Origin of the sequence: Shouchella phoenicis, from assembly GCF_047238345.1 — a bacterium.
GTDB lineage: Bacteria > Bacillota > Bacilli > Bacillales > Bacillaceae_D > Shouchella.
In genome coordinates this window covers 1,737,667-1,750,955 of sequence record NZ_JBDFMQ010000001.1, presented here as the reverse complement: position 1 = coordinate 1,750,955, position 13,289 = coordinate 1,737,667, and the positions used below count along the sequence as shown (strand labels likewise).

Here is a 13,289-nt window from a genome sequence, read left to right as displayed (position 1 = left end):
TTCATATGCAAGTTGAAACGCTACTGACAAATGCTCACGTCTATAACACGTATACGAAGCAGTTTCGCGCGGTCGATGTGGCTATTAATGAAGGCCGCTTTGTCGGAATTGGTACGAAAGAAGAGCTGGCAGGGATAACTGCTAAAGAAACGATTGATGTGGCTGGAAAACAGCTTATTCCAGGCTTAATTGACATCCATCTTCATATTGAAAGCTCGATGGTTACACCGGAAACCTTCTCTTATGCGCTCTTGCAAAATGGCGTTACGACCATTGTGCCAGAACCTCATGAGATGGCGAATGTGTTCGGAATTGAAGGCGTTCGAGCAATGATTTCTGCAAGTGACTTTTGCACCGTTGATATGATGTACGCGATCCCAAGCTCCGTTCCGGCCACTTCGCTTGAAACGACGGGTGGCGAAATCGGCATTAAGGAAATCGATGAGCTGATGGCGACCGAACAAATTCAGTGCCTTGGGGAGATTATGAATTATGTCGATGTCCTCAATGACCCGAACTCGAAAACAAATCAGATCTTAAGTCACTTTCGTGAGACGTATCCAGATACGCCGATTGAAGGCCATGTGCCAAAACTAACCGGTCTGGAGCTCGATCAAATCATGCTAGCGGGCATCGGATCTGATCATACGCACCAGACGGAAGATGGGTTACGCGCCCGGATTGAAGCGGGGATGTTCGTACAAATTCAAGAGAAATCAATGACGGATGAGGTCATGCAGTTCTTAATTCAAAACGACGTCAGCGAGCATTTTTGCTTTGTCACCGACGATATTATGACTGACGTTCTGCTTGAAAAAGGACACTTAAACATTCTAGCGAAAAAAGCCGTTGCGGCTGGTATGCGTTACGAAGACGTCATTTATGCTTGTACAGCTACCCCGGCAAAACGGATGAACATGACTGACCGTGGTGCGATCGCCGTTGGAAAGATCGCTGACTTCTCTATCGTCGAGCAAGATCAGCCCTTCACCTTCCAAGCTGTTTATAAAAACGGCGTCTCGGTGTTTGAACGATCCGTCGATTATGGGCAACAGGTACGACCTGACCAATTCCCAGCGCACTTCTATAAAAGCGTTCACCTGCCGCTTTTAACAGCAGAAGACTTCATGATCCAAACCGAGCAAGCGCAAACCGTGCGCGTTATGAACGTTGCCGACGGCTCGACCTTTACGAAAGAAACGAACGTCACGCTACCAAGTGTTGAAGGCGTACTGAACTGGCAAGGCTCCGACTGCCGTCTTATTGCCACATTTGAACGACACAAGCAAACAGGCAACCGCGCTCATGGGCTCATTTCTGGCGATATCATCACGAGCGGCGCCATCGCAACAACGTATTCTCATGATAATCATAACCTCCTTGTGATCGGGACAAATGTTCAAGACATGGTCAAAGCCGCCAATACGGTAATTGAGTCCAATGGCGGATTCTGCGTTGTTGAGAACGATGACGTGAAAGCTTTCCTGCCCCTTCCTGTCGGCGGTATTCTTTCCGAAGCACCACTTGCAGAAGTTGGACAAGACGTCAAAAAGCTTGTACAAGCAATGAAAGACTTAGGCTATCAGCATTACAACCCGATTATGTCGGTTTCCACCCTTTCCCTTCCCGTTAGTCCGGCTTTAAAGATTACCGATCACGGGTTAGTTGATGTGAATAGGGGTTGTCTTGTTTCTTTGTTTTTATAATTGGTGTATAGAATACGGTCAATGAAATTATTCAATAGATTCAAAAAAGAGCATCCTCAATTTGAATGAGGATGCTCTTTTTATCAGTCTTTATTTTGAAGGGAGTATAACCAGTATAGCCTTTTTAATCTTTCCTGTAAACAATTTTCTTGCCTTAAGGAAACTTTTTATTGATTCGATCGGTTATACACTTCAATTGCGCGATTTGTTCCTTCTGCTGCTTGATCAAGGGCCTCTTTAGGGGCTGTGCCTTGCAACATGTTTTCTAATGCTGTTACGACATGTTGTCTAGATTCTGGAAATACGGAGATAAGCGCTCCTTGTGTTGCTGGAGAAGGGATCGTTTCTTGAAGTTGTTCAATTGGCGCTCTTAGTTGCGGAATGTTTTCATGCTCTTGCTGTACAATTGATTGTTCGTAAGCATCTGGGTGAATAGCAAAATACCCTGTATTCACATGCCACTCCGCTTGAACTTCTGGTGTTTGTAAATATTTCAGAAATTCAAATGCAGCTTCTTGCTCTTCTTCAGAAATGCCATTTGCCATCCAAATTGAACCCCCACCGATCACTACGCCGTTACGCTCTGCTTCGTCTGCATGAGGAATGAACCCCACCCCAACATCAAATGTTGCAGTTTCAACGGTTTCTTTTATTCCAGCTGAGGAGTCTAAGATCATTGCAACTTGTTCTGCTTGAAAAGCAGCACGAATATCATCCCACACTTGTCCAAAATATCCAAACGTTTCTTCATCATGCATATCGTTTATCCATTCAAAGACACGTTGACCCTCTTCCCCATTAAATGTTGCTTCTGTCGCATCACCAGAACGACCGTTATCCATATTGACATAGTCCACACCTTGAGTGGCGAGTAATTGTTCAAAGAACCATCCGTAGCCTAAGATCGAAAACCCATACTGGCCGTCTTTCGTCAGAGCCTCTGCTGCTTCTTTGATTTCAGCTAACGTCTCCGGAGGTTGTTCTGGATCAAGCCCCGCTTCTGTAAATGCATCTTTGTTATAATAAAGAGCTGGTGTCGATGAGTTAAACGGCATCGAATACAGATCATCGTCAACTGTATAATAAGACAAAATGTTTTCTTCAAGTTGTGTAATATCATAGCCGTCACGATCGATCCAATCTTGAATTGGTGTAACATGTCCACTTTCAGCCATGTACTTTGTTCCAATTTCAAATACTTGTACGAGACCCGGTGAATCCTGAGTTCCCCCCACACTACGAAATTTTGTTAAAAGCTCTTCATAAGTCCCTTGAAACTCCGGTACAATAATGACACCCTCTTGTGAATCATTATATTCCTGCACAAGCTCGTCTAACGTTTCCCCTAATCCACCTGCCATTCCATGCCAAAATTCAACTTCAACAGGGCCATCTGTTACTTGAGGAGACGTTCCATCACTCGCCGCTTCATCTGACCCTCCACAAGCGGCTAATAAACTAACACAAAACCCCATAGACACGATCGGCATGATTTTCTTCATTTTCTTTTCCCCCTTCATTCATTTACTTGAGCGCTCCTTGAGTCAATCCTTGCTGCAACTGCTTCTGACCAATAAAAAGAATGAGTAATGTTGGAATGATTACAATTACGACGCCCGCCATTACCACACCCCAATCGGTAGCAACTTCAACAGTTTGCAATTGTTTTAAACCGATCTGCACCGTTCGAACGGAGTCATTTGTTGTCACGAGCATCGGCCATAAATACATATTCCAAGTTGTCAAGAAACTATAAATTCCAAGAGTCACTAGACTTGTTTTTGCATAAGGCAGAACGACTTTATAAAAAAATTGAAACCTTGATAATCCCTCCACTTGCGAAGCCTCATGTAACTCATGGGGGATCGTCTTAAAATGCTGCCTCAAAAGAAAGGTCCCAAACGCTAAAGCAAAGAACGGAATCGTTAAACTTAAGTAAGAATTTAACCATCCTAAGCTTTGTATCGTTAAGAAATTTGGAATAATGGCAGCCTCCCAAGGAATCATTAATGTAGATAAAAAGAGGGCAAAAATGAAACCTCTGCCTTTAAAAGGGATAAAAGCAAACACAAACGCAGCTAGAGAACAGACAATTAATTGCCCAATCATAACAACAAGTGACACGATGAAACTATTCAGTAAATATTGAATTAATGGAACAGTTTGAAAGACACGCACGTAATTGTTCCACTCAAAAGTTGTCGGTATAAAAGAACGATTCATGACGTCGCTACTCCCCATAAAACTAACGAGCACAGCATATATAATTGGGAAGAAAAAGATGAGCGCAGCACATGTGAGCAGGATATATAAACTAAAGTTTTTGGCTAGCTTCATTGGTAATGCACCTTCTTTTCACCAAATCGAAATTGGATAAATGTCAGTACAAACACAAACAAAAATAACAACACGGCTTGTGCGCTCGCCGTTCCGAATTGATAGTTGATAAAGGCATCTTGATAAATTGAATACACAATTAGGTTTGTAGACTCTGCGGGGCCGCCACCTGTTAGTAAATCAACTTGTCCAAACGATTGAAACGAGTTAATAAACGTAATTGTAAAAATGAAAAACAATGTTGGCGACAGCATCGGAATTGTAATGCGTCGTAATTTATAAGTGTACGATGCACCGTCAATTCGTGCACTTTCATAGAGCGATTGATCAATGTTTTGCAGTCCTCCTAATAGAATAAGAAAGGAAAACCCCGTATTCATCCAAATCGTTGTGATGGCAATTGAAATAAGTGCCCATGTAGGATCTAATAGCCACGGAATAGGCGACAATCCGATAGACTGTAAGATCGTGTTTAACATACCGACAGATGGATGAAATAAAAACAACCAGATGACTGCTGATGCTGCGACAGACATCCCTAGCGTTGAAGAAAATATTGTTCGAAATATGCTGATTCCTTTTAATTTCTCATTTGCTAATAACGCTAAACTAAGTGCAATTAGCACACCAATTGGTACCGTGTAAAGAACAAAAAGCAATGTAGAACCTATACTTTTCTGAAATGAAGTTGATTGAAATAGATAAAGATAATTTTCAAACGCGACGAACAATGAGGGCTCGCCTTGCGAATCAGTTAGGAAAAAACTTAAATACAGCGTGCGAATCATTGGATAAAATAAAAACACAGAAAAAAGGAGAAGCGATGGAAATAAGTAGATAAACGCAAAACGAGCGTTCCCCGTACGCTTCCAAAACCCTGTCTTTTGGACAATCTTCCCTTCTCTGATTTTCGTTTCAACACGATGTGTTTCAGCTAAATTCAATCTGCCTCACCTCAGTTTTCAACTCCGTATGTGTGAGTGGAGCTAAGATCGTTTCTTCCGTTTCAGCGTCAAAAAGAAACAGCTGCTCTCTCGGAAATGAGATTGTGATCCGTTCTCCAGGGAGAATGGGCCATTGTCCGCTCCATTTAGCCTTCCATAATGCTTCGCCAACATAGAAAGAAACCATCGTTTCACTACCAAGAAGTTCACTATTTACAAGTGTTGCTTGCAAAGAATACGCCTCTTTTCCTGCACGTCCCATGACTAAGTGCTCTGGACGTACACCAACAAAGACGGCATCTCTAGAAATTTTCCCCATTTCACTCTCTGTAAGTTGAAAGGTATGATTCGCTCCGATATGTAACTGTTGATGAATTCGGTCGACAGAAGCTCGAATAACATTCATAGGTGGAGCACCAATAAATGTTGCAACAAAACGGTTGGCAGGTTGATTATAGATTTCTATCGGGCTACCAATCTGTTGGACAAGACCATCACGCATAACCATCATGCGATCGCCCATTGTCATCGCCTCGACTTGATCATGCGTCACATAAACCAGCGTCATGCCAATCTTTTTTTGGAGTTGACGAATTTCCAATCGCATTTGCCCGCGCAATTTTGCATCTAAATTAGAGAGTGGCTCATCCATTAAGCATAGCTTCGCCTGACTTACAACAGCTCTCGCTAAAGCGACACGCTGACGTTGACCACCAGATAATTCCTTTGGCTTTCTGTCTAAATATGCAGTTAAGCCAAGCATGTTTGCAGCATCAAGACAACGCTTCTTCCGCTCTTCCTTTTTTACTTTTCTAACTTTTAAGCCAAATAAAATATTCTCTTCTACGGTTAGATGCGGATAAAGCGCATAGTTTTGAAACACCATCGATAGTTGCCTTTCATTAGGTAATAAGTGATTAGCTAATTGATTATGGAGCTTTATCTCACCAGCACTAATCTGTTCGAGACCCGCTATCATTCTTAACAATGTGCTTTTTCCACAACCTGAAGGGCCGACCAGAATAAAAAACTCCCCTTCACCTATCGAAACTTGTACGTCTTCGACTGCAAAAAGTTGTCCATCATAACTCTTGCAAACATTTACTAATTCTACATGGCTCATCTTCGTATGTACCTCCTGAAAAAGTCGTTTGCTCTTCACTTTCTCATTTGTTCCTCCTCTATAATTAAGCGTATAAGAGAAACATTAATCCCTTGTAAAGCTTGTTTGGATCGTTTATAAAAAAACCGGGTAATATTTAACAAAAAATTCATACATTTGAATGTCCTCACTCAAAAACGATTCGATAAGAACATTCGTACAAACGTTTGAGCCAATTTACAATACATTTGTGTAAAAAAAAGATCGTCACAATTGACGATCCAAGATGTTATTCTTTTTTAATTTCGATTTCTTCAAGCTGATTGCCGTTTACATGGCGAACAAAAAAACGATATCCGTCAAACGCAATTTCATCTCCTTCAACTAAATCATACTGATGTTCGTACAGCCAGCCTGCAATGGTTTCCGCATCTTTTGATTGTAAGTCTACCGATAGAAATTGATTTACGTCATGAAGCGGTGTTTGACCTTGAACAAGGTAGTGACCCTCGCCCATCTGCTGGATATCATTCCTTTCATCTACATCGTATTCATCACGAATATCGCCGACAATCTCTTCTAGAATATCTTCAAGAGTAACAAGTCCTGCTGTTCCTCCATATTCATCAAACAGAATGGCCATATGTGTGCGTTTTGATTGCATTTCAATTAATATGTCCCGGATTCGAACCGTTTCAAAAACAGTAATAACTGGATTAACAATCTCTTCAAGCTGTTTTCTCTCCTGATTCGTCATATATGAAGTCAATAAATCACGAACGTTTAAAACTCCAACGATCGTATCTTTATTTTCACTAATGACCGGGTATCGAGTGAAAGGATGTTCGTTTATGACAGATAAAATTTGGTCAGTCGTAGATTCAAGTGAAACAGTGACCATCTCAGTTCGGGGCACCATAATTTCTTTCGCAATTCGTTCATCAAAATCAAATACTTTACTTACAAAACGAAATTCCGATTCGTTTATTTCCCCACCTTTTAAACTATCGGACAGAATGAGGCGCAATTCTTCTTCTGAGTGATGGACTTCATGTTCGCCCATAGGCTTAAACCCTAGTGCTTTAATAAGTAAACGTGCGGAACCATTTAACACCCATATGAACGGGTAAAGCAAACGATAAAACCAAACTAATGGTCGAGCGAGTAGCAATGTCACTTGCTCTGCTTTTTGAATGGCAATTGTTTTTGGAGCTAATTCACCTATTACTACGTGTAAAAAGGTTGCAAATGCAAATGAAATGGCAATCGAAAGCGTAGTAACAAAAGCCTCATTGTTTGACAACTCTCCAATTATTGGGTGAAGTAATCGCTCAAAAGTCGGTTCTGCTAAACGTCCGATTCCAAGAGCGGTGATTGTAATCCCTAATTGACAAGCTGACAAATATTCATCTAAATTTGCTGTTACTCGTTTGGCTGCGCTAGCCCGTTTTCCGCCACCCTCAAGATGAGGCTCAAGCTGTGTGCTTCTCACTTTCACAATTGCAAATTCTGAAGCAACAAAAAAAGCAGTCAGCGCAATCAATATGGCGACTCCTAAAAGATTAATAATTGTTGAGATATCCAAAGATTCACCTCTGTTTGCTCGAACTATTCAATCCAAATCTTGCTGGATCGATGTACCAACAGCTTAACCTGGTCGATACACTTTTATCCGTCTATGTACGTACTTATTCAGTGAGGTGCTCAACTTTATACGATTCGTGTTGTGATTTCTTCTGCCAGTATCATTAACGCTTTTTCTAACTTTTCTTTATGACAGTACGAATACGAAATTCTAATATGATGGTAGTCATTCGGTTCATACATATAACCCGGATGAATAAGGATTCCCCGCTTCAACATCGTTAGAAACAATGATTTTGTGACAACAGGTTGCTTGATACGTAACCAAATATAAAACCCTCCCTTTGACGATTCCCAAGTTGCTATGCTAGCAAAACCTCTTAATAAGATCGCCTCGGTAAAAAGAGCGCGTGCTTTTAACTCTTCTCGTAACAATATCTTATGTTTTTCAAACCGTTTTGAAAGGAGCCATTGAGCGACAACTTGTTGGGACAACGTACTACTCCCATAATCCAACTGCATTTTTAAATCAGCTAAATGAGCAATCACTGATTGAGGTCCAACAAGCCACCCCACTCGTAAACCTGGACTTAACACTTTAGAGACACTGCCGATATAAAGTACTTGTCCAGTTCGATCGAAAGACTTTAACGCTGGAGGGGCATCGGCAAAAGTCAATTCATTGTAAACATCGTCCTCTATAATTGGTATGTGGCGATCATGATAAGACTGCAAAATTAATTGACGTTGTTGGCGAGATAGAATGCTACCAGTTGGATTTGATAATGTTGGTATCGTGTAATACATGGAATGCTTCTGCTGCTTCCTATATTCATGATGAACCGAGCGAGTCGGTATGGACGGTAAAGAGTGTAAGTAAGAGGGTGAATCGTGGCCTATGGTTGAGCCTAATTGCAATAAGCCAATTGAAATTAACTGTAATGCTTGAAGACCTCCAGAAACAATAACGATATTTTTCGCACTCGTATTAATGCCTCGCTTCTTCAAATATTCGGTTAATACATTTCGTAAAGTCAGACTTCCTAACGGTTCGGAATAGCCAAATTCCTTATTTGTTATTGTCAATGATTTCATTGATGACAGTAGTGCCTCAGTTGGAATCAGATCTGGAGACAACTCCCCTGTTCCCAATCGAATTATTGCTTCGTCTTGTTCAAACTCGTTTATCTGTTGAACCGTATCAATATTCGCTTTATATGTACTATACCTCATGCGTTTATGCCAATCAGGTACTTGCTGTGAAAGAATATACTCCCATCCTCTTGCTTTTACGTAAATTCCGCTCCCTTGTTTTGCTTCAAGCACGCCATCTGCTTTTAAATCTTCCAACACATGAATAATGGTACTTCGGTTTACATCCAGTTCACTGGCAAGCTTTCGCTGCGAAGGAAGTCGCATCCCGATGGGCCAATGGCCTCCTGTGACCTGCTCGAGCATCCATTCTTTGATTTGAAAAGTTAAAGTCTGCCCTTCCGTACGATTAGGTTTCCACCCCATACCATTCCCTCCTCCATAAAATTGGTTGGTTAAGAATTCAACCAATTGGTTGTTTCCTTACTATACAAGCATCCTTATTCTTAAGTAAAGGAGTGATCTCATGTTCAGTGCGTTTGTGAATGGGTTTGTTTTAGCGACTGCGCTAATCATCCCGTTAGGACCGCAGAATTTACTTATTTTTCATCAAGGTGCGGTTCAACCGACATATAAAAAAAGCATGCCGACCATTGTAACATCAGCTTTAGCGGATACCCTTCTTATTGTTGTTTCCGTATGTGGTATATCATTTGCTTTACAAGCAATTCCATTTTTAGAACCACTTCTTTATCTTGTTGGCAGTGGCTTTTTAGTTGTAATCGGTTGGGCAATTTGGAAAACTGACTCTAAACCGAAGACGTTTCAGCAAAGTCCGTATTCTGGAAAAAAACAAGTATTTCTCGCGTTGTCTGTATCTTTGTTTAACCCCCATGCCATTTTAGATACAATTGCCGTTATTGGTACATATGCCACTCACTACAACACTCGTCTTGAAATGTTAAGCTTTGCCTTTGCATGTATCCTTGTTTCCTGGCTCACTTTTTTCTTGTTAGCCTATTTAGGAAAACATTTAAAACAATGGAAAAAATCAGATTGGTTATTCAATTCTATTCATAAAGTCTCTGCTGTAACGATTTGGTTGTTAACCCTTTATTTTATCTATCAAGCTTTTTTATCGTGATAAAATCTTTTTAACTATTTTAAAAAATTCATTTGTTTCAGTTCCTTTCATAGTACAATGAAACAAGTCTTCTTTTATTAAAATAGACCGAAAGGCAGGGATGACATGACCGCTATTCTAGAACTGCAGCATGTTTCTAAAACAATTCGTGGCAAAAGGATTGTCGACGATGTAAGTTTTACCGTCAACGCTGGAGAGGTATTCGGATTTCTTGGACCAAATGGTGCTGGAAAAACGTCTACCATTCGTATGATGGTTGGTTTATCAGAATTAACGAGTGGGGATCTTTCTATTTCAGGTCACAGTATCAGATCTGCCTATAGTGAAGCCATTAAACAAGTCGGAGTGATTATTGAGAATCCAGAGATGTACAACCATTTAACTGCTAGAAAAAATATGATTCATTTCGCTCGCATGAATGGAGAAGTCAATCATGAACGAATCAATCAATTAATTGACCTTGTCGGTTTATCCAAGGTAATCAATCGAAAAGTAAAAACCTTCTCATTAGGAATGAAGCAACGACTCGGAATTGCTCAAGCACTGATCCATCGACCAAAGCTACTTATTCTTGATGAACCGACCAACGGGTTAGACCCAGAAGGCATTCGCCTAGTTCGTACTTATCTTAGACGTTTAGCAAAAGAAGAGCGATTAGCCGTTCTCGTATCTAGCCATTTAATGAGTGAAATGGAACTAATGTGTGATCGGTTTGCCATTATTCAAGAAGGAAAGATGGTGCATGAAGAAACGCTTATAGATAGTGAAGCGAACAAACGAATGACCTACCGTATTCGTGTGAACCACATTTACGATGATCAAGCTTTTTCCCTGATGAAAACTTATGATGAACAAACGCAAAAAAACGAGGATTCTTTTACACTCTCACTACATAAAGATCAAATTGCCTCTTTTATCCGCCATTTAAGTGCTGAAATAGATGTTCAAGAAGTAAGCATCGTGAAAGATAGCTTAGAAGAACGCTTTCTTCACCTTACAAATAAAGAAGGTGTAAAGCCATGATACGACTTATTCAAAACGAGCTTATGAAACAAAATGGACGGGTTGGCACATGGGTTATGTTAGGATTAATTGTTGCGTTAACCTTTTTAACAGCCACCGTTGTACATAACGCCCCAAACTTTGATATGTTTGAAAGCAACTGGCGGGATAATCTCGAAGCAGACATCCTTTATTACCAAGAGTTTACTGGTGAAGAACCATTCGCTGAAGAACAAATTCTTTTAGCAGAATATCGATTAAACAACGACCTGCCTCCAGCGTATGCGATGCCGAATAGTGCGTGGACTTTTGTCACAAATAGTAACGGGTTACTAATGCTTGTTAGTTTGTTTATCATTGCGATCGCCGCCACTATTGTTTCTTCTGAATTTAAACAGGGGACCATTAAACTTTTACTTGTACGACCACCTTCACGTATTAAGATCCTTTTGTCAAAATACATAACGGTGCTAATCTATATGCTTGTATTTGTCACCACGCTCTGGCTTTCTTCCCTTCTTTTCGGGGCCATGTTCTTCGGCTTTGATGAACAAGCGAGCTTCCTTCATATTGTAGATGGAGACGTTCAAGAACGAGGCTATGGACTCCAATCGATGCTCGTTTTTGTTGCGCACCTGCCGATGACGATGTTACTTGCTACGTTAGCTTTTGCGATTTCTGCCATGTTTTCAAGCGATATCATGGCAATTGCAATCAGCATTGCGAGCCAATTTTTAGGTTTAGTTGCAAATGTGATGCTTCTTGAATTTTATGATTGGGCTATTTTCCTCCCTTTTGTGAATGATTTAAGCCAATATGTAACAGAAGGGGGTCCAATTTCTTCATTAACGAACCCACTTTTTTCTGCGATTGTTTTGTTTGTCTATTGGTTACTGTTTTTAAGTGTTGCATTATATGTATTTAAGAAAAGAGAGATCAAACCTTCATAAAGAAAAACCGCTCAGTAGATGCTGAGCGGTTTTATTAGAATAGAGATGCAAAAATGGCGAGCACATTTAACCCAAAGAGCTGATCAATTAATACAATCGCAATCGCAATTGGGACAAGAAAAACCATCATGCTGTACCACACTACAAACAGCTTTCGCCCAAATCGACTCCCTTGCTTGAATTCATCACGTAAAACAGTCTTTGGCATTTTAATTAAGAGAAATAAGCTAATGAGAAAAGCACCGATCGGCATCAAAACATTTGATACGCTATAATCAATAAGATCAAAAAAGGAAAACTCAAATAGCGACCAATCTGCCAGCACACCAAATGATAAAGCAGATGGGATACCCATTATAAGAACGAGTGCTGCAACGATCCAGCTGCTTTTTTGACGCTTACTGACATCCTTCTTTATAAATGCTGCCACAACAATTTCAAGCAACGAAAACGCTGTACTTAATGCAGCAAAGAAAAAGAGTATAAAGAATAATGGTACGAGTACTTGACCAAATGGAATTTGTGAGAAGATCGTTGGCACAGCCGCAAAAATTAAAGTAGGACCCTCACTCGGTTCTAAGTTAAATGTAAAGACACCTGGAAAGATCATTACTCCTGCAAGGATAGCGACAACAATATTCATCCCACCTAACGTAATAGCAGAAATAGGGAGATCTTGCTTTTTTGATGCATAAGAACTTAATGTAACCATAATTGAAACCCCTAAGGATAGAGCGAAAAAAGACTGACCTAACGCAACTAACACAACATCGTTAGAAACTGTGCCCCAATCTGGTGAAAATAAAAATGCTAACCCTTCCTGTGCGCCATCTAGCGTTAACGAATAACCCGCCAAAATGACAAGCAAAATAAATAAAGTAGGGATCATCCATTTTGACGCTTTTTCAATTCCTTCTTGAACCCCTCTTGACACGATGCCAGCAGCCAAAGCTAAAAAGAATGCTTGCGCGCCAATTGCCAAGTAAGGGTTTGCTATTAATTCGCTGAAATGCGCTGCATATCCGTCTGCATTTAGTTGACCTAATTGTCCTGTTAGAGATGAACCAAGGTAAAGGATGGACCACCCACCTATAACGCTATAAAACGAGAGGATAAGAAAACATGCGATGACGCCCAACCAACCGGTAAACCGAAATAACGAGCGCGGTGCTAACTTTTGAAATGTCGTTACCGCATCAGCTTGAGAGTGACGCCCTAAAATGTATTCACCAATTAAAAGTGGAATCCCTATAAGAAGCGTGAACCCTAAGAAAAGCACAAAAAAAGCGCCTCCTCCACTCGTTCCCGCCATGTATGGAAATTTCCAAATAGCGCCGAGTCCGATCGCACTCCCTGCCGTTGCATATAAAAATCCTATTTTTGAAGACCACTGTTGCGATGTTGACATGTTGTGATGTTTCTCCTTGT

The 13,289-nt window shown here is 40.7% G+C and carries 11 protein-coding genes; 4 read left to right on the top strand and 7 right to left on the bottom strand.

The window, feature by feature from the left end:
* Positions 1 to 5: 5 nt before the first annotated feature.
* Positions 6 to 1,706 carry an adenine deaminase C-terminal domain-containing protein gene (locus tag ABC361_RS09465; protein ID WP_413073749.1) on the top strand — a complete coding sequence of 567 codons (1,701 nt, stop codon included), beginning with the start codon at positions 6 to 8 and terminating at the stop codon, positions 1,704 to 1,706.
* A gap of 167 nt (positions 1,707 to 1,873) precedes the next feature.
* Here ABC361_RS09465 and ABC361_RS09460 read toward each other — a convergent pair whose 3' ends face one another.
* From ABC361_RS09460 to ABC361_RS09435, 6 genes are all read right to left on the bottom strand, one after another.
* Positions 1,874 to 3,208 (bottom strand): ABC transporter substrate-binding protein, encoded by a 1,335-nt coding sequence (locus ABC361_RS09460; RefSeq protein WP_413073748.1) that lies wholly within the window; start codon positions 3,206 to 3,208, stop codon positions 1,874 to 1,876.
* 22 nt (positions 3,209 to 3,230) lie between these two features.
* The gene (locus ABC361_RS09455) at positions 3,231 to 4,043 is read right to left on the bottom strand and encodes a carbohydrate ABC transporter permease (protein ID WP_413073747.1); all 813 of its coding nucleotides are present in this window, start codon (positions 4,041 to 4,043) and stop codon (positions 3,231 to 3,233) included.
* A complete protein-coding gene (locus ABC361_RS09450; RefSeq protein ID WP_413075748.1) occupies positions 4,040 to 4,951 on the bottom strand; it encodes a carbohydrate ABC transporter permease in 912 nt (303 codons plus the stop codon). The genes ABC361_RS09455 and ABC361_RS09450 overlap by 4 nt, the downstream gene beginning before the upstream one ends.
* A gap of 22 nt (positions 4,952 to 4,973) precedes the next feature.
* Positions 4,974 to 6,110 (bottom strand): ABC transporter ATP-binding protein, encoded by a 1,137-nt coding sequence (locus ABC361_RS09445; RefSeq protein WP_413073746.1) that lies wholly within the window; start codon positions 6,108 to 6,110, stop codon positions 4,974 to 4,976.
* Between the two features lie 268 nt (positions 6,111 to 6,378).
* Positions 6,379 to 7,674 carry a hemolysin family protein gene (locus ABC361_RS09440; protein ID WP_413073745.1) on the bottom strand — a complete coding sequence of 432 codons (1,296 nt, stop codon included), beginning with the start codon at positions 7,672 to 7,674 and terminating at the stop codon, positions 6,379 to 6,381.
* Positions 7,675 to 7,799: 125 nt separating this feature from the next.
* A complete protein-coding gene (locus tag ABC361_RS09435; protein ID WP_413073744.1) occupies positions 7,800 to 9,191 on the bottom strand; it encodes an aminotransferase-like domain-containing protein in 1,392 nt (463 codons plus the stop codon).
* A 100-nt stretch (positions 9,192 to 9,291) separates the two neighbouring features.
* Between ABC361_RS09435 and ABC361_RS09430 the strand changes: the two genes are divergently transcribed.
* From ABC361_RS09430 to ABC361_RS09420, 3 genes are all read left to right on the top strand, one after another.
* Positions 9,292 to 9,909: a LysE/ArgO family amino acid transporter gene (locus tag ABC361_RS09430; RefSeq protein ID WP_413073743.1), complete on the top strand. Its 618-nt coding sequence runs from the start codon at positions 9,292 to 9,294 to the stop codon at positions 9,907 to 9,909.
* Positions 9,910 to 10,014: 105 nt separating this feature from the next.
* Entirely contained in the window at positions 10,015 to 10,932 is a 918-nt protein-coding gene (locus ABC361_RS09425; RefSeq protein ID WP_413073742.1) for an ABC transporter ATP-binding protein, read from the top strand.
* A complete protein-coding gene (locus tag ABC361_RS09420) occupies positions 10,929 to 11,861 on the top strand; it encodes a DUF2705 family protein (RefSeq protein WP_413073741.1) in 933 nt (310 codons plus the stop codon). Before ABC361_RS09425 ends, ABC361_RS09420 begins: the two co-directional genes overlap by 4 nt.
* A gap of 34 nt (positions 11,862 to 11,895) precedes the next feature.
* Here the strand turns inward: ABC361_RS09420 and ABC361_RS09415 are convergent, their stop codons facing one another.
* Positions 11,896 to 13,269, bottom strand: coding sequence for a sodium-dependent transporter (locus ABC361_RS09415; protein ID WP_413073740.1), 1,374 nt, complete (start codon positions 13,267 to 13,269; stop codon positions 11,896 to 11,898).
* Positions 13,270 to 13,289: the final 20 nt, after the last annotated feature.